Here is an 18,497-nt window from a genome sequence, read left to right as displayed (position 1 = left end):
CAAGGTTATTGAAACCTCGGCCCGAGGGCTCACAAGGAGTTTCACATGAAATATTCGTCCATGGTCCAGCGCATCAGCGGTGAAACCGTCACCGCCTGGGACATTCACTACGCCGCCTGCGATGCGCAGGAGCGTGGTGAAGATGCGATCGTGCTGAGCATTGGCGATCCGGATTTCGCCACCGCCGACGAGATTTGCGCGGCGGCGGTGCAGGCCTTGAACGAGGGCGATACCCACTACTGCCACGTGATCGGCCGCCCGGCCCTGCGCGAGGCGATTGCCGCCAAGCAGAGCGTGTTACTCGAGCAGCCGGTGTCCGCCGAGAACGTGGCGTTGGTGGCGGGTGCGCAGAACGGCTTGTACTCGGTCGCCATGTGCCTGTTCGAGGCTGGCGATGAAGTGCTGGTGCCGGCGCCGATGTACCTGACGTACGAAGCGAGCATCCAGGCCAGCGGCGCACGTCTGGTGCCGATTGCCCAGCCGGCGGAAAACGATTTCCGCCTGACCCTGGCGGCGATCGAAGCGGTGATCACTGACAAGACCCGTGGCATCGCCCTGGCAACGCCGAACAACCCCACCGGCAACGTTTACACCCGCGAAGAGCTGGAAGCCGTGGCCTTGGTCGCCCAGCGCCATAACCTGTGGGTGATCAGTGACGAAGTCTACGGCCAGTTGACCTACGACCGTCCACACCAGAGCGTGGCGACCCTGGAAGGCATGACCGAACGCACGGTGGTGCTTAACAGCCTGTCGAAATCCCACGCCATGACCGGCTGGCGCGTGGGCTGGGTGGTCGGCCCGAAAGAGTTGATCGGCCATCTGGATAACCTGCTGCTGTGCATGCTCTACGGCTTGCCGGGGTTTATTCAGGCGGCGGCTTTGAAGGCGCTGGAACTGGACGAGCAGGTCGTGGGTCACGCCCGCGAGCTGTATCGCCGGCGTCGGGATCTGGTGGTCGAAGGTTTGCGCAACGTGCCGCTGCTCAAGTGCAAGGTGCCTGAGGCTGGCATGTTCATGCTGGTGGATGTGCGTGAGACCGGGCTGTCGAGTACTGATTTTGCCTGGCAGCTGTTCCGCGCCACCGGCGTCTCGGTGCTTGATGCCAGTGCCTTTGGCGCCAGTACCACGGGCTTTGTGCGGATCTCGTTCACCGTCTCCGATGCGGCGCTGAGTGATGCCTGTGGGCGGATTGCCGGGTTCATCGATGGGCTTAAAGCCCGCGTCTGAACCTCACACTTCCCCCCTGTAGGAGCGAGCCTGCTCGCGAAGAATTCAAGGACACCGCGGACATCCTGAATGTCCGCGTTATCGTTGACGTTCTTCGCGGGCAAGCCCGCTCCCACAATGGTGTGGCGTCGTTTTTTTAAGCCAGCTTATGCCCCAACTCCAGCTCAATCAGCGCATACACCTGTTTGTGGGTGGAGTTTTTCAGGGTGTTCTCCTTGCACGCCTTGCTCAGCAGGTCCTTGACATCCTGCTTGTGTTTTTCCGGGTACAGACCGGCCACATAGTCGGTCTCGTGCTTCTGGCTGCAGTTGAAATGCAGGTCATCTTTGGCTTTGTCTCTGGCCATGGTAGGGCTCCTTGAGTCGTGTTTGTTTCGGGCAAATGCGACGAAATCGGACTCAGGGTAACGACGATTTTTGCGCGCGCCAGACGCTGCGGAAAAAAAGGAAAAGCCTGTACGACGCGGCTGTCATCGAAGCGTTTTTTTAAACGCGCCGACCTGATCCAGCGCCATTGTCGATGGACGCCGCGCCTCGTGGCTCCCTAAACTGGCGCCAGTCATGGAGAGTGGGGGCGGTAGATGAATCGCAATGAACTGCGCAAGGCCGACATCAATCTAATGGTGGTGTTCGAAACGCTGATGCTCGAGCGCAACGTCACCCGAGCGGCGGAAAAACTCTTTCTCGGCCAGCCCACCATCAGCTCGGCGCTCAATCGCCTGCGGACCATGCTCAACGATCCGCTGTTCATTCGCGTCGGCCACCGCATGGAGCCGACGGCCCGCGCTGAAGAGTTGATCCAGCACCTGTCCCCGGCGCTCGACGCTCTGTCCTCGGCCCTGAGCCTGACTCGCGATTTCGATCCGTTGAGCAGCACCATGACCTTCCGCATCGGCCTGTCCGATGACGTTGAATTCGGTTTGCTGCCGCCGCTCCTGAGTGCCTTGCGCAAGGAGGCGCCGCAGGTGGTGTTCGTGGTCCAGCATGTCGACTATTGGCGCATCCCCGACCTGTTGGCGTCCGGCGATATTACCGTCGGCATCAGCCAGACTCGTGGCCTGCCGGCCAATGCCAAGCGCAAGTTGCTGCGGCATATCCAGCCGAGCATCCTACGCGCCGATGCTTCCGATACCCCGCTGACCCTCGATGAATATTGCGCCCGCCCGCACGTGCTGGTGTCGCACACGGCCAACGTCAGCGGCTTTGCTGATGAGTGGCTGGCGGAGATCGGCCGCACGCGCCAGGTAGTGCTCTCGGTGCCGCAATACAGCGCCTTGCCGGCCTTGCTCGCCGGCACTGACCTGATCGCCAGCCTGCCGGATTACACCGCGACTGCCATGGCCGCTTCTGGGCAACTGTTCAAGGAACCGTTCCCATTCAAGACCCCGACCCTCGACCTGTCGATGGTCTGGCTCAGCCACGTCGACACCGACCCGGCCGAACGCTGGCTGCGCTCGCGTCTGGAAGCCTTCATGAGCGATCGCGACAAACCCGCAGCCTAAGGATTTCCCGCATGGAACGGGAGGTGGCAGCGTGGTATATCTAGCGCCCTTTGAGCGTCACCACAAGGAAGACTGCAATGCCCCACCTGCACATGGAATACACCGCCAATCTGCCAGAGCTCAACGTCGATGTAGCGTTGCTGCGTTTCAACCAGGCGCTGGTTGCCTCGGGGCATTTCGGCGATGAGTTCGACATCAAGAGCCGGGCAATCAAGCTGGATACTTACCGGGTCGGCACCGGTATCGGTGAGCGCGGATTTGTCGCGCTGTACCTGTCGATGCTCAGTGGTCGTTCGACGGAAGTCAAAAACCAGCTGTCGCAAAGCCTGCTGGCGATTCTTCAGGACCTGGGCCCATGGCCGGTCGGGGTCGAGGTGCAGTTGTCCGTGGAAGTGCTCGACAACGATCGCGAGACTTACAACAAGGTCGCCATCGGCCGCTGATTCCTCCTCAGGCCTGCTCCTGCGCGGTGCAGGCCTTGATCACCTGTTCGCGTAACCAGCGGTTGGCGCTGTCCGACTCGCGGGTTGGGCTCCATAGCATGTCCAGGCTGAAACCCGGCAAACCCTGCGGCGCGGCGCAGTGGCCGAACATCGGTGCTGTGGCGATTGCTTGCTGGATGCGTCGCGGCATGGCGAGGATGTAGTCGGTGCCGGCGATCAGCTTCAACGCTGCGCCATAGCTATTGGCGCGGGCCACCACCTGACGCTTGTGGTCCCGCTGCGCGAGCCAGCCATCGACCATGTTGGTGCTGGAGGTCCAGGGCGTGGGGTACACGTGCCGGCGCTCGGCAAAGTCCTTCAGGCTCATGGGCGAAGTCGCGGGCAGGGTGCCTTTGTCGACCACACAGACCAGTTCGTCTTCGAGCAGTACCTGCGATCGGAACTCGCCATGGCTTGGGTGAAAGTTCGGGCCGAAGCCGATCACCAGGTCGATGCTGCCATCGCGCAATGCGTCGGCGGGGATGTCGGCTTCGAGCTTGTGCACATTAATGGTCACCGGCCAGTCGAGCGCGGCGAAGTACTGCAGCAGGCGCGGCAACAACAGGTGCTCGAAATACTCCGGTGCACACAGGTTGAAGGTCACCGCCTGGCGCGTCGGATCGAAGGCCTGGACCCCGGCATGGCAACGGTTGAGGCTTTCGATGATTTGCAGCACATGGGGGTACATGTCGGCGGCTCTGGGCGTCGCTTGCATGCCGGTGCGGGTGGTGATGAACAACTCGTCGGCGAAACTGTTGCGCAACTTCTTCAGGCAATAACTCGCCGTCGACTGACTGACACTGAGTGCCTCGGCGACCTCGGTCAGGTTGCCTTGTCGGTACACCGCAACGAAGACCATCAGGTCTTGCATGTCGAGTTTGCGCAGCACGTTACTGTTGAGCATTCACACCGTCTCGTTCAGCGGTCTGCCCATGAACGGCGCAGACCTGAACCGGCGATGCTAACGCATGTGGTCGGGATTTTGGGTGGGGGCGCTCAGGTGATGTGCCGGGCGTAATACCGTGGATTGAGGCGCAAGGCCATCAGGATCATCACCAGCATCACCGCCGTCAGCGACCACCAGGCCCATTCGAAGCTGCCCGACAGGTCACGGATCATTCCGGCGAGCAGCGGCGAAATCCCGGCGATCAGGTAACCGATGCCTTGCACGAACGCGGTCAGGCCGCCGGCACGCTGCGGGTTGTCGAGGTGGTCGAGGCTGACGATCAGGCTCATTGGGAACAGACCGCCGATGCCCAGGCCCAACAGGCTTGTCCACAACAGGCTGAGGGCGTGTGGGCTGAGTATCAGGCCAACGAAGCCGACGACGATCAGGCTCAGCAGAATCACCAGCACCAGGCGTTTGTCGCGGCTGCGGTTGGCCAGGGCCGGGGTTAGCAACCCGGAGACCACTTCCATGGCGGTGAGGAAACCCAGGAGCAGGCCGGCGTCCTGTTCGCTCCAGCCTTGCTCCACATAATAGGGCGCCAGCCAGGCCAGTACGCAGGTGTAGGACGCCGTGCCGAGGCCGAAGAAGATTGCCAGCAGCCAGGCGCGGGCATTGCCGGCGAAGGTGCTCTTGACCTGCGAGCTGGCTGCAGGCGTCGGCAGGGCTGAGCGCTGCGCGTACCAGAACAGCAACGCCGCCACCGCCAGCGCCGCCCAGATCGCCAGGCCAATGCGCCAGCTTCCAGTGCGCGCCATCACCAGCGGCGCAAACGAAGCGGCAATGGCCGCACCCCCCATGATCGAGGTGACGTACAGGCCCATGAACAGCGAGACGTTGTCGCGAAAGCGCGACTTGATCAGCGCCGGCATCAGCGCCTGAATCAACGCAATGCCGATGCCGGCCAGTACCGCGCTGAGAATCAGCTCCATGGCCGAATCGAGAAACAGCCTTGATGCAGTGGCCACAGCGATGATCAACAGCGACCAGACCACCGTGCGATGCTCACCCAGGCGCCGACTGACCGCCAGACCCAAAAACATCGCCAGCCCCATCGCCATCACCGGCAGCATGGTCAGCAGCGAAGCGAGGCTGAAACTCAGGGGAATGTCAGTGCGGATACCCGAGAGCAACGGACCGACGGCGGCCATCGACGGACGCAGGTTCAGCGCGACCAGAACCACGGCGAGCATGAGCCAGACGGCGGGGCGGGAGGTGGAGCGTACATTTTCCATAAACGGGCCTTGATCAACGAAGTCTGGATTAGGCCGTTCGGAGGAGGGGACAGCAAATCAGAAAGTCCGGGGCGGGATTTAGAAATTAAATCGGGGGAATCGTTAACTGGCTTGCTATGTCCGGGAGATCGCATCGCGGGCAGGCCCGCTCCCGCAGGGGGGATTTCAAGTCTGAGAAGAAGCGGCGCCGGGCAATGTTTAGTTCATCCACAACCAAACTCCTTCAAACCTGAATTTAACGACGCTTCCTCACATGTGACGCTGCTCAGCCTCTGTGTTCCGCGATTGAGCTTATGGACCTGTCAGCCCTGCCTTCGCAACTGGCCTTCTGGGCGCTGTGGCATTGTCGCCATGCGCGCCCACCGGATGTTCGTATTTCCCGTTGATTCACTTCAAGCGGTCCCGGTATTGCGCCGGGGCCTGACTGGCGGTGCCTGTGCGCCTGCCTGACCTGGAAATACGAGCGTTCCCATGAGTCCCTTTGCCTCCCTGCAAGAAGCCACTGATTTTCTGCAAGCCAACCCCGATATCGAGATGTTCGAGTTGTTCATCCTCGACAACAACGGCGTGCCCCGGGGCAAGTTGTTGCACCGCGATGAACTGCTGGCGGTCTATCAAAGCGGGCGGCCGTTGCCCAGCACCATTCTCGGCCTGACCATCAATGGCGACGACGTGGAAAACTCCGGGCTGGTCTGGGAGGTAGGTGACATCGATTGTCGCGCCTACCCCCTCAGCGGCAGCTTGCAGCGCATGCCGTGGCGGCAGATTCCGACGGCGGCGGTGCAGGTCAGCATGCACCCCGAAGAAGGTATGCCGGCGACCATCGCCGATCCCCGGCAGTTGCTGGTCAAGGTCATCGACGGGCTCAAGGCCGACGGCTATTACCCGGTGATGGCGGCCGAGCTGGAGTTCTACCTGCTCGATCAACAACGCGACAGCCACGGCCGACCCCAACCGGCGCGGGACGTCGACGGGGGTCGACCGCGCTCGACCCAGGTCTACGGCCTGCGTGAGCTGGAGCAGATCGAACCTTTCCTCGCCGACCTCTACAGCGCCTGCAAACTCCAGGGGATTCCAGCACGCACGGCGATTTCCGAGTACGCCCCGGGCCAGGTGGAAATCACCCTCGAGCACCGCAGCGATGCACTGCAGGCGATGGATGAGGCGGTGCGTTACAAGCGCCTGGTCAAGGGCGTGGCGCACAAGCACGGGATGAGCGCGTGCTTTATGGCCAAGCCATTTGACGACCTGGCCGGCACCGGCATGCACATGCACGTGAGCATTGCCGATGAGCACGGCAACAACCTGTTCGCCAGCGAAGCCGCGGATGGCACGCCGTTGCTGCGTCACGCTGTGGGCGGCATGCTCAGCACCTTGCTCGACTCGCTGCTGCTGTTCTGCCCCAACGCCAACTCCTATCGTCGTTTCCAGAGCAACAGCTACGCGCCGCTGGCAGCCACCTGGGGCGTCGACAACCGCACCGTGAGCCTGCGGGTGCCCGGTGGCCCGGCGTTTTCCCGGCACATCGAGCACCGCATTTGCGGCGCCGATGCCAACCCGTATCTAGCGGCAGCGGCGATTCTGGCCGGGATCCATCGCGGTATTCGCGAACAGTGCGACCCCGGCGCTCCAGTCGAAGGCAATGGCTACGCCCAGGCCAAGGAATTGCTGCCCACCGATTGGCTGACCACCCTGCGCGCGCTGGAAAACTCGTCCTGGGCGCGCGATGCCTTTGGCCCCGAATTCCTCGGCGTGTACCTGGCGGTCAAGCGTGCCGAATACCGCCAGTTCATGGGTGAAGTTGGCGAGCAGGACTGGCGCTGGTACCTGCACCAGGCCTGAGCCACGGCAAGACCTTGAAGCCAACTATTTGTTGGCTTCTTTTTCACGAAAAATTGATACCGGTCTGCTTAAAGTTTGTGCTGTCGTCAGCAAAGAATAATTCGTTCCTGGCGGGCGTTACTTACTTCAGGAATCTGCAGACCTCTCATGTTTAAAGTCAAAGCCGTGCGCCCGGAATGGGTGACGTTGATTGCCAGCGCGTTATTGTTGGCGGGATTCAATTCCGTGCTCTGGCAACACCTGTTCGAAATCACCAGCAGCGATGCCCAGGGCATTGGCATGCGGGTGGCGTTCGGCGTGATGATTCTCTGCGCATTCAACATCGCCCTGACCTTGCTGGCCGTGCGTCCGCTGTTCAAACCGCTGTTGACCCTGATGTTCCTGATCAGTGCCGGGGTGGCGTATTTCATGGGTCAGTATGGGGTCTTGATCGATGCCGGCATGTTGCGCAACTTCGCCGAAACCAATGCCACCGAAGTCCGGGACTTATTGTCGCTGAAGTTGCTGGCTTACATTTTATTCCTCGGCGTATTGCCTTCTTGGCTGTTATGGAAAACCCCCATTATTTATCGTCGCTGGCACCGCGAGTTACTCAGTAAAGTGCTGGCCGGTGTGGCGTCCGCTGCGGTGATTGGCGCAGTCGCGTTGGTGAACTATCAAGGGCTGTCGTCATTGTTTCGCAATCACCACGAGTTGCGCTTAATGGTGGTGCCCAGTAACTACATCGGCGCGTCCGTCGGTTACCTGCGCGAACAGGTGAAGTCGGCCAGCCAACCCTTCGTCAAAGTCGGTGAAGATGCCCAGCGCAATCCCGTCTGGCAGACTCACGGACTCAAGTCCCTGACCGTGCTGGTGGTGGGCGAAAGTGCCCGCGCCGAGAACTTCGGTGTCCTCGGTTATGAGCGTGACACCACGCCGAAACTGAATAAGGAAGCCGGCCTGATCGCCTTCACCGATGTGCATTCCTGCGGTACTGAAACCGCAGTCTCGGTGCCCTGCATGTTCTCCAACATGGGGCGCAAGAACTACGACGCGAGCACCGCGAAGAATGAAGAAGGTCTGCTGGATGTGCTTAAACGCGCCGGGCTGGACGTCATCTGGCGGGATAATCAGTCCGGCTGCAAGGGCACCTGCGACCGCGTCACCGTGGAGAATGTCAGCAACCTCAAGGATCCGGCCCTGTGTGCCAACAGTGAATGCCGCGATGAAATCCTTCTGCAGGGCTTGCAGCAATTCATCGACAATCTCGACAAGGACACAGTGTTGGTCCTGCATCAGATGGGCAGCCACGGTCCTGAATACTTCAAGCGTTATCCGAAGGAGTACGAACGCTTCACGCCTGTGTGCGAAAGCAATGCACTGAACAATTGCAGCCGGGAAAGTATCGTGAACGGTTACGACAACACTCTGGTCTATACCGACCATGTGCTCTCAAGTCTGATAGACGTGCTGCGCAGCAATCAGGAGAAAGTCGACACCGCCATGCTCTATCTGTCCGATCACGGCGAGTCGCTGGGCGAGTACAACCTGTTCCTGCACGGCACGCCTTATATGTTGGCCCCCGAGCAGCAAAAGCATGTGGCGATGCTCGCCTGGTTTTCCGACAGCTACCAGAAGTCGTTCTCGGTCGACACCCATTGCCTGCAGCAGAGTCGGGAAAAACCCTTGAGCCAGGACAACCTGTTCCACTCGATGCTGGGGCTGCTGGAAGTGAGCAGCAAGGTCTACAACCCTGATCTGGATATGTTTGCCCGATGCCGTGGCACGGTGGTCGATGGTGTCCTGGCCAAGGATTGAGTGCTACAGCGTTGCTCGCAGGCCAGCTACGCAGCTGGTCTTGGTAGATACCTTACAAGAGTCGCCTGTCATGTCCGCCCACCCCCCATCCTACATCGAGCGTGAATTCGCCGAGCGTCATGGCCAGCAGTACAGCTGTGCCTGCGTGGAGCCGCAGCCCCAGGGTTGGCGCCAGCGCCTGGCTCGCTGGCGCAGCAAGCAGTTGCTGCGCAATGCCCTGGATGAAGCGGGCGAGCCAGGGCTGGTGCTCGATGTCGCCTGTGGGGCGGGGCGTTTTTGGCCGGTGCTGGCGGAGCACGGTAATCGGGTGATCCTCGCCGCCGACCAATCGAACGAGCGCCTCAACCATGCCCGCACCCATCATTCAGCGAGCCTGCTGGCGCGCATCCGCACGTTCCAGAGTTCGGCGTTTGCCATTGGCCTGCCAGCCAATGCGGTGGACTGCATTGTCTGTTCGACGCTGCTGCAATACTTGCCTGGTGCCCAGCACCGGCTGGCCCTGCTTCAAGAGTTTTACCGGGTCAGTCGCGATACCCTGATTGTCAGTGTGCGCATCGAAGGACGCCTGCAATGGGTGGGCGATCAATCGGCGGCGGCCGGGCTGACGGCGACTCAGCCGCGGGCCCAGGTGGATAAACACACCCTGGAGGCCGAGTTCAGGGCGGCAGGCTTCGAGATCCAGTCCCATCAGGACATGTTTCCAGGCATTGCCGCGCCACGGGTCTACGTCCTGCGCAAAGTCAGTCAGGACTGATGGGGCGAACTACGCTTACCCCTCAACCGTTGATTTCCTGCACGCTCGCGCTCAGTGGATGCGCGGAAATCGTCGGGGGCGATATATACTGCGCGCCATTCATCAAGGGAGAGCCGTGTGGCCATCGATATTCACTGGATTCGCGACAACGATAGCCTCGGTCAGTTTTGCGCCCAATGGCAGCAACTGCCGTTCGTCGCCCTCGATACAGAATTCATGCGGGTCGACACGTTCTACCCGATTGCAGGGCTGCTGCAGATCGGTGACGGCGTGCGCGCCTACCTGATCGACCCGTTGACCATCGACAACTGGCAGCCGCTGGCGGCCTTGCTGGAAAACCCGGCGGTGCTCAAGGTGCTGCATGCCTGCAGCGAGGACCTCGAAGTCCTGCTGCGCCTGACCGGCAGCCTGCCCGCGCCACTGTTCGACACGCAACTGGCGGCGGCTTACCTCAACCTCGGTTTTTCCATGGGCTATTCGCGCCTGGTCTCGGAAGTCCTGGGCATCGACCTGCCCAAGGGTGAGACCCGTTCCGACTGGCTGCAACGCCCGCTGTCCGAGACCCAGATCAGCTACGCCGCCGAAGATGCCCTGCACTTGGCGCAGGTGTTTGTGCAACTGCGGCCGAAACTCTCGGACGAAAAGTTCGCCTGGGTCCTGGAAGACGGCGCCGAGCTGGTGGCCAACCTGCGCCGGGAAACCGATCCCTACGAGGTCTACCGCGAGGCCAAGCTGGCCTGGAAACTGTCCCGTGCGCAACTTGCGGTGCTGCGTGAACTCTGCGCCTGGCGCGAGCGCGAGGCCCGTGCCCGCGACCTGCCGCGCAACCGCATCGTGCGTGAGAACGCCTTGTGGCCGCTGGCTCGCACCCAGCCGGACAATCTCTCGGCGCTGGGCAAAATCGAAGACATGCACCCGCGCACCGTGCGTCAGGACGGTGAGTTCCTGCTGGACTTGATCAAGCGGGCCGGCAGTGTTTCGCCCGATCAATGGCCGCCCGCGATCCCCGAGCCGCTGCCTATCGAGGCCGCGGCCCTGATCAAGCGCCTGCGCGCCCTGGGTCAGGCCGAGGCGGAGCGCTTGAACGTCGCCCCGGAACTGATGCTGCGCAAGAAAACCCTCGAGGCCCTGCTCAAGAGCGGTTTCCCCGAGGGTCCTTACCAATTGCCCGAATCGCTGCGTGGCTGGCGCCGCGAATTGATGGGCCAGGCCCTGCTCGACAGCCTGGCCACTGCAGGAGAACAGCCTTGAAACGTATCTGCTCGATTTACCGCAGCCCGAAGAGAAACGAAATGTACCTTTATGTGCTCAAGAGCGATGCCCTTGAGCGCGTGCCGGAAACCCTGCTGTTAGCGTTCGGCAAACCGTCGCATGCTTTTGACCTGGTGCTGAGCCCCGAGCGCAAGCTCTCGCGTGAAGACATCGAGGTGGTCCTGGAAAACCTTGAAACCAAGGGCTACCACCTGCAAATGCCGCCCGCCGAAGACGAATACATCGAGCACCTGCCTGAAGAGTTGCTGCGACGTAACGATCCGGTTTGACGGGAACATGCACCGGCCCTGTCCAGGGCCGGATGCACCCATGGCACCGATTATCCTGGCAGAGGCCGCGAACCGGGGAGCACACTCCGGTGGCGGCCTTGTGTACTGTTTTTAAAGGTTTGAACCATGCGCGTTCTGATTGCCGAACACGACCATGCGGTCTACGCCCAACTGCTGAGCCAGCAGGCTCCCGAATTGCAGGTGCTGACCAGTGGCGACTCCGCAGAACTGGCCAACCTGGCCGCCGACTGCCCGGTGTGGCTGGGTCAGCCGGACTTGCTGGCGAACCTGCTGCGCCAGGGCCATGCCCCGCAGTGGATGCAGTCGACCTGGGCCGGCATTACGCCGCTGCTCGCCGAAGGCTTGCCACGCAACTACCGCCTGACTCGGGCGGTGGGGATTTTCGGCCAGGTCATGGCCGAATACGTGCTGACTTACATGCTGGGTCACGAGCGCGAAGTGCTGGCACGCCTGGTCAGCCAGGTCGAACGCAAATGGGACAACCGCCAGGGCGTGAGCCTGAGCGGACGCAAGGTGCTGATTGTCGGCACCGGCGATATCGGCCAGAGCGTCGCGCAATTCCTCCAGCCGTTCGGCGTCGAGTTGTACGGGGTCGCCAGCGCGCCGCGTGAGCAGGCACCGTTCATTGAAGTGGCAGGACTGGCAGACCTCGGTCGGCTGGTGGGCGAGGTCGATTACGTGGTCAACCTGCTGCCCAACACGCCGAGCACCCACGATCTGTACGACGCGGCGCTGTTCCAGCGATTCAAGCCCAGCGCCTTGTTCATCAATGCCGGACGCGGTGTCGCGGTGGTTGACGCAGATCTGGTGACAGCCTTGAAAGAGGGCCATCTGGCGGGCGCGGTCATCGACGTATGTCGTCAGGAACCTTTGCCGCAGCGTCATCCGTTCTGGACCGCCTGGGGCCTGTTGCTGACCGGCCACAGCTCGGCACCGACTTCACCGACGCTGATGGTCAAGCTGTTCCTGGAAAACCTGCGCGCCTACAAAGCGGGCGAGACGTTGCGCGGTGCCGTGGATTTCGATCGCGGCTACTAGTGTGACGGGCGCGCGAGCAGGCTCGCGCGCCTCATTCCTTACAGGCTGAAATCGCCTTCGGCGGCCAGCTCGCTCAGCGGTTTGCGCGGGCTTGGTACTTCACGGGCCTGCAGGTACTCGGCCAGCGACGCCTTATCGCCCAGCTTGCCAATCGCCACCGCGGCGTGCAGCGCATAACCTTCTGGAATATTCAGCTCGCTGCGGGTCAGCTTCTGGTCGAAGCCGGCCATGCCGTGGGTGTGCCAGCCGCTGATGGACGCCTGCAGAGCAAGGTGGCCCCAGGCCGAACCGGTGTCGAAGGTGTGCCACAGGGCCGGGGTTTCAGCGTCGGCGCCCGGCGCGGTGAAGGTGGTCTTGGAAATCACAATCACCAGGGCCGAGGCGTGCTGGGCCCAGCTACGGTTGAATTCGTTGAGCAGACCCAGGTAGCGCTGCCAGTTTGGCGTGTCTCGACGCGCGTAGAGAAAGCGCCAGGGTTGCGAGTTGTAGGCCGATGGCGCCCAACGCGCGGCTTCGAAAAAGCTCAGCAGGGTTTCTTCGGGGATGCTTTCGCCGGTGAAGGCGCGTGGCGACCAGCGCTCGGTGAACTGCGGGTCAATGGCGTAATCGGCAACACGTGGGTTAGCGCTCATGGAGGAAATTCCTGAGGTGGATGAAGGGATAAACGAGCAAAAACCGCGGTGCACCAGTTGGCTGGGCAGTGGGGTTTGCCGACCCCTGAAACGTCACCGCAATGCGACGCGGTCGGGCGTTAATGGCATAGGGGCATGGGTCGTGGTGACTGGCAAAGCTACTTGGCCCGATGGCAACTGACAAGTGCCGGCGTACCGGCAGTCGCCAGCGCTTGGCCCGAGCGGCCTTGGGCACTAGACTGGCGGCCTTTTCTCCACCTGATGCAGATGTTTGAACCATGGCCGCCAAAGTTGAACCCTTCTGGATACGCAAGACCCTCGAGCAACTCGACCCGCAGGAGTGGGAGTCGTTGTGCGACGGCTGTGGCCTGTGCTGCCTGCAAAAGCTCGAGGATGAAGAGGACAACAGCGTCTATTACACGCGCATCGCCTGCAAACTGCTGGATATGAAGACCTGCCAGTGCAGCGACTATCCTAATCGTCGGGACTCGGTGCCGGACTGCATCCAACTGACGCCGGGCAAGGCCGATGAGTTCAAATGGTTGCCGCCGACCTGTGGCTACCGCCTGGTCAGTGAAGGCAAGGACTTGCCGCTCTGGCATCACTTGGTCTGCGGCGACCGCGATGCCGTGCACCACGAGCGTATCTCGCAGTCCGGGCGCATGCTCGCCGAGGGCAGCGTGCCTGAAGATGATTGGGAAGATCATCTGATTTTTCGCGCAGGCTAAGTCCCGCGCGTTGTACCAATGAGTCACGAAGGAGTGTGTATGGCTGTGCGCTTGCCGTTGGCGCTGTCGCTGCTGGTGCTGAGCCCTTGGGTGTGGGCGGCGAAGAAAGTCGATCTGGATTATCACGTGCGCCTGTTGCCGCAGAGCGATCAGGCCGAAGTGCGCCTGACCCTGGCCCAGGGTTCGGCGGTGCGCAGCCTGGATTTCGATCTGGCCGACGGCAGTCGCTACAGCGATTTCAAGGCCGATGGCCAATGGCAACTGACGCCGGGCAAGGTCACCCGTGGGCTGTGGCGCCCGGCGGCGGACAAGGCCAGCCTGACCTACAAGGTGCGCATCAGCCAGCCACGCAAGAACAACACCTTCGAAGCGCGCATGACCCCAAGCTGGGCCTTGCTGCGCGGTGACGATCTGGTGCCGGCGGCGCGCCTCGATCAGCAGGACGGCATCGAGTTGGTGTCGCGCCTGGCATTCGAGTTGCCCAGCGGCTGGAAAAGCGTCGAGACCGCCTGGCCGCGCATCGGCAAAAACCGCTTTCGCGTCGACAACGTTTCCCGCCTGTTCGACCGGCCCACCGGCTGGATGCTCGCTGGCAACCTCGGCACCCGTCGCACCCGCTTGGGCGAAACCGAAGTCACGGTCGCGTCGCCACGCGGGCAGGGCATGCGGCGCATGGACGTGCTGACCTTGCTGACCTTTGTCTGGCCGCAGGTACAGGCGGTGTATCCGCGCCATCCGGGCAAGGTGCTGATTGTCGGCGCTGGTGACCCGATGTGGCGCGGCAGCACGGCGGGTTATGAATCGATCTATCTGCACAGCCGCCTGCCGCTGGTCAGCGAAAGCGGCAGCAGTCCGCTGCTGCGCGAACTGGCGCAGATGTTCGGGCGGATCAGCGATGACGACCGCAGTGACTGGATCAGTGAAGGGTTTGCCGATTTTTACGCGGTCGAGCTGCTGCGCCGTGCCGGTGGCATGAGCGATGAGCGGTATCAGGTGCTGCACGACAACCTGCTCAAGGTCGGTGGGAAAGTCAGCAGCCTGCGCGGCGAACAGGCCAGCGCCGCCCAGGTCGCTCGGGCGGTGGTGTTGTTGCAGGAACTGGATCGCGAGATTCGCCTGCAAACTCGCAACAAACGCTCACTGGACGACTTGCTGCACAGCGTCATGCGCCTGGACAAGGTCAGCACCAAGGAATTCGTGACGCTGGCTGAAAGCATCATCGGTGAGCCGTCGAAAGTGTTGCAGAGCGACCTGCTCAAGTGAGCCGGCCCCCTTGCTGCTGGCAAGGGGGCCGCGATCAGACGCCGGCCTTCGGCGATTTCAGGGAGTCATTGCCGGTGACGGTGGCCGTCTTGGTCGCCGCTTCGGCATTGGCCTTGAGGGCTGCCAGCTCTTCGCCAGCGCGCTCGATTTTCGCCCGCACGTTGTTCATGTCCTGACGGCTTTTCTCCAGGAAACTCTTCGCCGAGCTGTGACCGGTGATGCCCCGCGCCAGCGCGACGCCACCCAATGCCACCTGGATCAGGCCGAATACGCCACCCCGGCGCAGGCCCTTGCCGACCATCATCACGCCGCCGGCCAGCGAGCCGATGCGCTCCCAGCCGTGCACGTTCTGGCTCGGTTGGCTCTGGAATGGCGTGGAGTCGATTCGTTCTACGCGTTTGAGTTCGTGCATCATCTGTCTCCTCGAGGGGCAATGGATATAAGACTGACTGCGCGGCTGTTCGAGTCGTTCAATCGAGCGTGGCGGGAATCAGCGAAATTTAGGCCCTGAGCGGGTATTCAGGCCCTTGGCCATGCGGTCGTAGAGCACCACGTTGACCGTGGCCGCGAGGTTCATGCAACCGGTGGTCGGGATGTAGACCACGTCTTCGCACCAGTCGCGGATCTCTTTATCCAGCGAACCGTCTTCCGGGCCAAAGATATACAGCGCCCGGTCCGGATGGGTGTATTCCGGCAACGCGCGGGCGCCCTCGACCAGCTCGACCGCCACTGGCACGCAGCCCAGCGGCAGGATTTTCTTCAGGTCGTCGATGCCGATCAGCGGGATGTCGTAGTGCACGCGCTTGGTGTCGGTGACGAAATCGGCGGCGCGTTCATAACGCTTGCCGGTGTAGAACACCGACGCCACGCCGTAGCAGCCAGCGGCGCGCATCACCGAGCCGACGTTTTCCGGTGATTTGGGGTTATACAAACCAATGCAGCTGTACCGTTTATCTGCCACGAGCGGGGTGCCTTCGGGTAAAAGAGGGCGATTATACGGGGAATATCGGTTGCTGGCCGGCATCTTGCTTTATCGTTAGGGGATAAATAATAACGAGTGGGACGCCGTGAAATTCCATCAAATCAGAGCCTTGGTCGCCATCAACCAGTGCGGCAGCATCATTGAGGCATCGCAGATCCTGCATGTTACCCAGCCCGCATTGAGCCGCTCGATCAAGGACCTGGAACGCGAACTGGGCCTGACCTTGTTGCAGCGCTCATACAAGGGCATGTCGCTCACCGATGAAGGGCGTCGGGTGATTCGGCATGCGCAGATGGCGGTTGAGAGTATGCGGCGCCTGCAAATCGAGGCCGACAATATTCATGAGACAGCCGTCGGCGAGGTGACGATTGGCGTCACCTCGCTGACCGCCATGCTTCCGGGTTTCGATCAGTGCATCAGTGATTTCCAGGCGAAAAACCAACGGGTGCGGATAAAAATCAGCGAGCAACGTCCCAGCCACCTGGTGCAGTTGCTGCGTGACGGCACCCTGGATTTCGCCCTGACCTCGCAGCAGAACACCCAACGGCTGAATCTGGATTGGGAAGCGGTGAATCGCATTCAGGGGACGGTCATCTGCTGCCCTGACAATCCCCTGCGGCATTCCCGGTCGCTGCGCCAGTTGCAGTACGCCAACTGGATCAGCATGGATGAAATCGATGACCGCTCATCGCAGTTCTACCAGATGTTCGAAGTCAACGACATTCACCCGCCGCAGAAGGTGATCGAGTGTTCCTCGCTGCTGTTGGCCCTGCGCCTGGTGGAGAATGCCGACGCGTTCATGACCCTGAGCAAGCTCTCGGTCAGGGACTCGCTGCCACCGGGGCGTGCCTCCGACCTGGTGTGGGTCGAGGTCGAAGAAATCATTCCGGAATACCCGATTTACCTGGTCTGCATCGATCGGCACTCGCTGACATCGCCCGCCAGGGACCTGTTCTACGGCCTCAAGTCGAAACTGGCGGCACAGGCGCTCGCTGAGGCCGATCTCTAAAAGTGGTAGTACATGCCGATGGCCACGTTTTGCGGATTGTCACCGGCTTGCTCGACCGGTATCCCGGCATAGCTGACGGACGACTCGGGGCGGTTATCGATCAGGGCAACACGGGCGTACACCGCCCAGTTCGGGCGCAGGAAGTGGTCATAACCGAGCATCATGCCGAAGGCGTCCTTGTCGCCGGCATCGATGTCGCGCTTGATCAGGCTCAGGCGTGCCACGTCGGCTTTTCCCACGGGCGCGGAAATGCCGAGGGTCCAGGCGGTCATGCTCGGTGTCTCGGAATAGTCGACGTCCTGACGCTGCCAGTTAAAGCTGGCGGCCAGTGGCCCGAAGTCGTAGAGCGCCAGGGCGCTTTTGAAATAGTTGTGGGTCTGGCGCTGTCGACCGCCATCTTCCCAAGGGTCGCTCAGATAGTCGTTGAATGATCCGACCCATATCCACCGGGCATCACCGTACTGCACGCTCAAGCCTTTGCCACGCAGCATCTTGCCGGAACTGGCGGTGTCGTTCAGACCGAAACTCAAGGCACTGCCCAGGCTCCAGCCCGCGTACTTGGGCGTGGTGTAGGCCAGCGTATGCTTGGGCCGCATATCCAGGTAGTAAGAACCACGTCCGGCCGGGGGGCCGCTCAAGTAGGTGTAGGGCGAGCCGTAGGTGGCGAGGAATGGATCGGCAAAGGTTGGCGTGGCCATGCCGTAGGTCTTGCCGAACTCCAGCTTGCCGTAGGTTTTCGAGCGTAACGCGGCAACCGCCAGGCGCAATGTCCCCACCTGCTTCCAGTGCTCGTCGAAGGCTTGGCCATTGAGGTTGAATCCTTCCTCGACATCCACTTCCAACACCGTGTCGGGGTCCAGCGCCTTGCGCATGTACAGCCCGAGTTTGTTGGTCCAGGCCGCGCCGCCAGCGACCTTGAACCCCGAGTAATGCCCCGAGTCCTGATAGTTCGCAAAGGCATCGACGGTGCCGTACACCTTGAGTTTGTCATCGTAGCCTTTGTCGATGTTGTAGTAGCCAAACCCGGATGCCACCCGGGCTATTGAAGGGAAGCCCTCGGCCAGGCCGGCGACCGGAAAGCCGAGGCCCAGCAACAGGGCGGCCAGGACGGAATTGCACGCGGGGGTATGACTCATTGCAGACGCTCCATGTGTTTGACGGCTGAGGAGCTGCAGACTCTGCGAAATAAAAACGCTGCGGAAATGATGAATTTCGTATGGCTATGCCTGAATGATAATTTCCCGTCGCGAATTCAAGCGCTCAGGGTTCAGCCCTTGGCGTGAATCGTCGAAAACTTGGCCCAATCAAACTCCTCGGTGGGTGAGAACGGGTAAGGGTTCTCGGGCTTTTGTGCGGCAAAAGCGCAAAGCGGCGTACCAGGTGCACTGTTGTAGCGCCGAAACGCGGTCTTGAATGCAGATGAATTAACTATTGGTTAACTGCCTGCATAAAGTGCAAGTGATTCACTCGAGGAGTTGCCCGATAGTGGGTCCAGGACA

19 protein-coding genes are annotated in these 18,497 nt (G+C 61.4%); 12 read left to right on the top strand and 7 right to left on the bottom strand.

Features of this window, described 5'->3' with window-relative positions:
* Nucleotides 1–45 precede the first annotated feature (45 nt).
* The gene (locus NR126_RS12145; protein ID WP_027619244.1) at nucleotides 46–1,227 is read left to right on the top strand and encodes a pyridoxal phosphate-dependent aminotransferase; all 1,182 of its coding nucleotides are present in this window, start codon (nucleotides 46–48) and stop codon (nucleotides 1,225–1,227) included.
* A 136-nt stretch (nucleotides 1,228–1,363) separates the two neighbouring features.
* Here the strand turns inward: NR126_RS12145 and NR126_RS12140 are convergent, their stop codons facing one another.
* Entirely contained in the window at nucleotides 1,364–1,573 is a 210-nt protein-coding gene (locus NR126_RS12140; RefSeq protein WP_105754300.1) for a hypothetical protein, read from the bottom strand.
* 234 nt (nucleotides 1,574–1,807) lie between these two features.
* Between NR126_RS12140 and NR126_RS12135 the strand changes: the two genes are divergently transcribed.
* Both NR126_RS12135 and NR126_RS12130 read left to right on the top strand, forming a co-directional pair.
* Entirely contained in the window at nucleotides 1,808–2,728 is a 921-nt protein-coding gene (locus tag NR126_RS12135; RefSeq protein WP_027619242.1) for a LysR substrate-binding domain-containing protein, read from the top strand.
* Between the two features lie 77 nt (nucleotides 2,729–2,805).
* Entirely contained in the window at nucleotides 2,806–3,171 is a 366-nt protein-coding gene (locus tag NR126_RS12130) for a 5-carboxymethyl-2-hydroxymuconate Delta-isomerase (RefSeq protein ID WP_256830298.1), read from the top strand.
* Nucleotides 3,172–3,178: 7 nt separating this feature from the next.
* Here NR126_RS12130 and NR126_RS12125 read toward each other — a convergent pair whose 3' ends face one another.
* Both NR126_RS12125 and NR126_RS12120 read right to left on the bottom strand, forming a co-directional pair.
* Nucleotides 3,179–4,114 (bottom strand): LysR family transcriptional regulator, encoded by a 936-nt coding sequence (locus NR126_RS12125; RefSeq protein ID WP_105754301.1) that lies wholly within the window; start codon nucleotides 4,112–4,114, stop codon nucleotides 3,179–3,181.
* 92 nt (nucleotides 4,115–4,206) lie between these two features.
* Nucleotides 4,207–5,391, bottom strand: coding sequence for a cyanate transporter (locus NR126_RS12120; protein WP_027619239.1), 1,185 nt, complete (start codon nucleotides 5,389–5,391; stop codon nucleotides 4,207–4,209).
* A 471-nt stretch (nucleotides 5,392–5,862) separates the two neighbouring features.
* Between NR126_RS12120 and NR126_RS12115 the strand changes: the two genes are divergently transcribed.
* The 6 genes from NR126_RS12115 to NR126_RS12090 all read left to right on the top strand — a co-directional run bounded on the left by NR126_RS12115 (nucleotide 5,863) and on the right by NR126_RS12090 (nucleotide 12,384).
* Nucleotides 5,863–7,233: a glutamine synthetase family protein gene (locus NR126_RS12115; RefSeq protein WP_256830297.1), complete on the top strand. Its 1,371-nt coding sequence runs from the start codon at nucleotides 5,863–5,865 to the stop codon at nucleotides 7,231–7,233.
* A 147-nt stretch (nucleotides 7,234–7,380) separates the two neighbouring features.
* Nucleotides 7,381–9,030, top strand: coding sequence for a phosphoethanolamine transferase (locus tag NR126_RS12110; RefSeq protein ID WP_256830296.1), 1,650 nt, complete (start codon nucleotides 7,381–7,383; stop codon nucleotides 9,028–9,030).
* Between the two features lie 70 nt (nucleotides 9,031–9,100).
* Nucleotides 9,101–9,784: a class I SAM-dependent methyltransferase gene (locus NR126_RS12105; RefSeq protein WP_256830295.1), complete on the top strand. Its 684-nt coding sequence runs from the start codon at nucleotides 9,101–9,103 to the stop codon at nucleotides 9,782–9,784.
* 117 nt (nucleotides 9,785–9,901) lie between these two features.
* Complete coding sequence (rnd, locus tag NR126_RS12100; RefSeq protein WP_027619235.1) at nucleotides 9,902–11,035, top strand: ribonuclease D; 1,134 nt, start codon at nucleotides 9,902–9,904, stop codon at nucleotides 11,033–11,035.
* A complete protein-coding gene (locus NR126_RS12095) occupies nucleotides 11,032–11,325 on the top strand; it encodes a YcgL domain-containing protein (protein ID WP_256830294.1) in 294 nt (97 codons plus the stop codon). The genes rnd and NR126_RS12095 overlap by 4 nt, the downstream gene beginning before the upstream one ends.
* Before the next feature lie 126 nt (nucleotides 11,326–11,451).
* The gene (locus NR126_RS12090; protein WP_027619233.1) at nucleotides 11,452–12,384 is read left to right on the top strand and encodes a D-2-hydroxyacid dehydrogenase; all 933 of its coding nucleotides are present in this window, start codon (nucleotides 11,452–11,454) and stop codon (nucleotides 12,382–12,384) included.
* Nucleotides 12,385–12,422: 38 nt separating this feature from the next.
* Here the strand turns inward: NR126_RS12090 and NR126_RS12085 are convergent, their stop codons facing one another.
* Nucleotides 12,423–13,016, bottom strand: a complete 594-nt coding sequence (locus NR126_RS12085) for a nitroreductase family protein (protein WP_256830293.1) — start codon at nucleotides 13,014–13,016, stop codon at nucleotides 12,423–12,425.
* Nucleotides 13,017–13,294: 278 nt separating this feature from the next.
* Here NR126_RS12085 and NR126_RS12080 point away from each other — a divergent pair, with 278 nt between their 5' ends.
* Together NR126_RS12080 and NR126_RS12075 are read left to right on the top strand one after the other, a co-directional pair.
* Nucleotides 13,295–13,744, top strand: coding sequence for a YcgN family cysteine cluster protein (locus NR126_RS12080; protein WP_256830292.1), 450 nt, complete (start codon nucleotides 13,295–13,297; stop codon nucleotides 13,742–13,744).
* 39 nt (nucleotides 13,745–13,783) lie between these two features.
* Nucleotides 13,784–15,007 carry a hypothetical protein gene (locus NR126_RS12075; protein WP_027619230.1) on the top strand — a complete coding sequence of 408 codons (1,224 nt, stop codon included), beginning with the start codon at nucleotides 13,784–13,786 and terminating at the stop codon, nucleotides 15,005–15,007.
* A 34-nt stretch (nucleotides 15,008–15,041) separates the two neighbouring features.
* Here the strand turns inward: NR126_RS12075 and NR126_RS12070 are convergent, their stop codons facing one another.
* Both NR126_RS12070 and NR126_RS12065 read right to left on the bottom strand, forming a co-directional pair.
* On the bottom strand, nucleotides 15,042–15,419 hold the full coding sequence (locus NR126_RS12070; RefSeq protein ID WP_027619229.1) for a DUF2892 domain-containing protein: 378 nt from the start codon (nucleotides 15,417–15,419) through the stop codon (nucleotides 15,042–15,044).
* Nucleotides 15,420–15,497: 78 nt separating this feature from the next.
* Nucleotides 15,498–15,968, bottom strand: coding sequence for an RNA methyltransferase (locus tag NR126_RS12065; protein ID WP_027619228.1), 471 nt, complete (start codon nucleotides 15,966–15,968; stop codon nucleotides 15,498–15,500).
* Nucleotides 15,969–16,074: 106 nt separating this feature from the next.
* Between NR126_RS12065 and NR126_RS12060 the strand changes: the two genes are divergently transcribed.
* Entirely contained in the window at nucleotides 16,075–16,998 is a 924-nt protein-coding gene (locus NR126_RS12060; protein ID WP_256830290.1) for a LysR family transcriptional regulator, read from the top strand.
* Here the strand turns inward: NR126_RS12060 and NR126_RS12055 are convergent.
* Nucleotides 16,995–18,134, bottom strand: coding sequence for a porin (locus NR126_RS12055; RefSeq protein ID WP_256830288.1), 1,140 nt, complete (start codon nucleotides 18,132–18,134; stop codon nucleotides 16,995–16,997). The genes NR126_RS12060 and NR126_RS12055 overlap by 4 nt on opposite strands.
* Nucleotides 18,135–18,497 lie beyond the last annotated feature (363 nt).

It is taken from the genome of Pseudomonas sp. Pse1 (genome assembly GCF_024519635.1).
GTDB lineage: Bacteria > Pseudomonadota > Gammaproteobacteria > Pseudomonadales > Pseudomonadaceae > Aquipseudomonas.
Note: the sequence above shows the minus strand (reverse complement) of the source record. Positions and strands in the feature narration are given on the sequence as shown.

Coding starts and splice junctions, on each gene's coding strand:
- NR126_RS12135 (WP_027619242.1), top strand. CDS start 1,808: ATGAATCGCAATGAACTGCGCAAGGCCGACATCAATCTAATGGTGGTG.
- NR126_RS12145 (WP_027619244.1), top strand. CDS start 46: ATGAAATATTCGTCCATGGTCCAGCGCATCAGCGGTGAAACCGTCACC.
- NR126_RS12055 (WP_256830288.1), bottom strand. CDS start 18,134: ATGAGTCATACCCCCGCGTGCAATTCCGTCCTGGCCGCCCTGTTGCTG.
- NR126_RS12130 (WP_256830298.1), top strand. CDS start 2,806: ATGCCCCACCTGCACATGGAATACACCGCCAATCTGCCAGAGCTCAAC.
- NR126_RS12080 (WP_256830292.1), top strand. CDS start 13,295: ATGGCCGCCAAAGTTGAACCCTTCTGGATACGCAAGACCCTCGAGCAA.
- NR126_RS12075 (WP_027619230.1), top strand. CDS start 13,784: ATGGCTGTGCGCTTGCCGTTGGCGCTGTCGCTGCTGGTGCTGAGCCCT.
- NR126_RS12085 (WP_256830293.1), bottom strand. CDS start 13,016: ATGAGCGCTAACCCACGTGTTGCCGATTACGCCATTGACCCGCAGTTC.
- NR126_RS12110 (WP_256830296.1), top strand. CDS start 7,381: ATGTTTAAAGTCAAAGCCGTGCGCCCGGAATGGGTGACGTTGATTGCC.
- NR126_RS12125 (WP_105754301.1), bottom strand. CDS start 4,114: ATGCTCAACAGTAACGTGCTGCGCAAACTCGACATGCAAGACCTGATG.
- NR126_RS12090 (WP_027619233.1), top strand. CDS start 11,452: ATGCGCGTTCTGATTGCCGAACACGACCATGCGGTCTACGCCCAACTG.
- NR126_RS12115 (WP_256830297.1), top strand. CDS start 5,863: ATGAGTCCCTTTGCCTCCCTGCAAGAAGCCACTGATTTTCTGCAAGCC.
- NR126_RS12140 (WP_105754300.1), bottom strand. CDS start 1,573: ATGGCCAGAGACAAAGCCAAAGATGACCTGCATTTCAACTGCAGCCAG.
- NR126_RS12120 (WP_027619239.1), bottom strand. CDS start 5,391: ATGGAAAATGTACGCTCCACCTCCCGCCCCGCCGTCTGGCTCATGCTC.
- NR126_RS12070 (WP_027619229.1), bottom strand. CDS start 15,419: ATGCACGAACTCAAACGCGTAGAACGAATCGACTCCACGCCATTCCAG.
- NR126_RS12105 (WP_256830295.1), top strand. CDS start 9,101: ATGTCCGCCCACCCCCCATCCTACATCGAGCGTGAATTCGCCGAGCGT.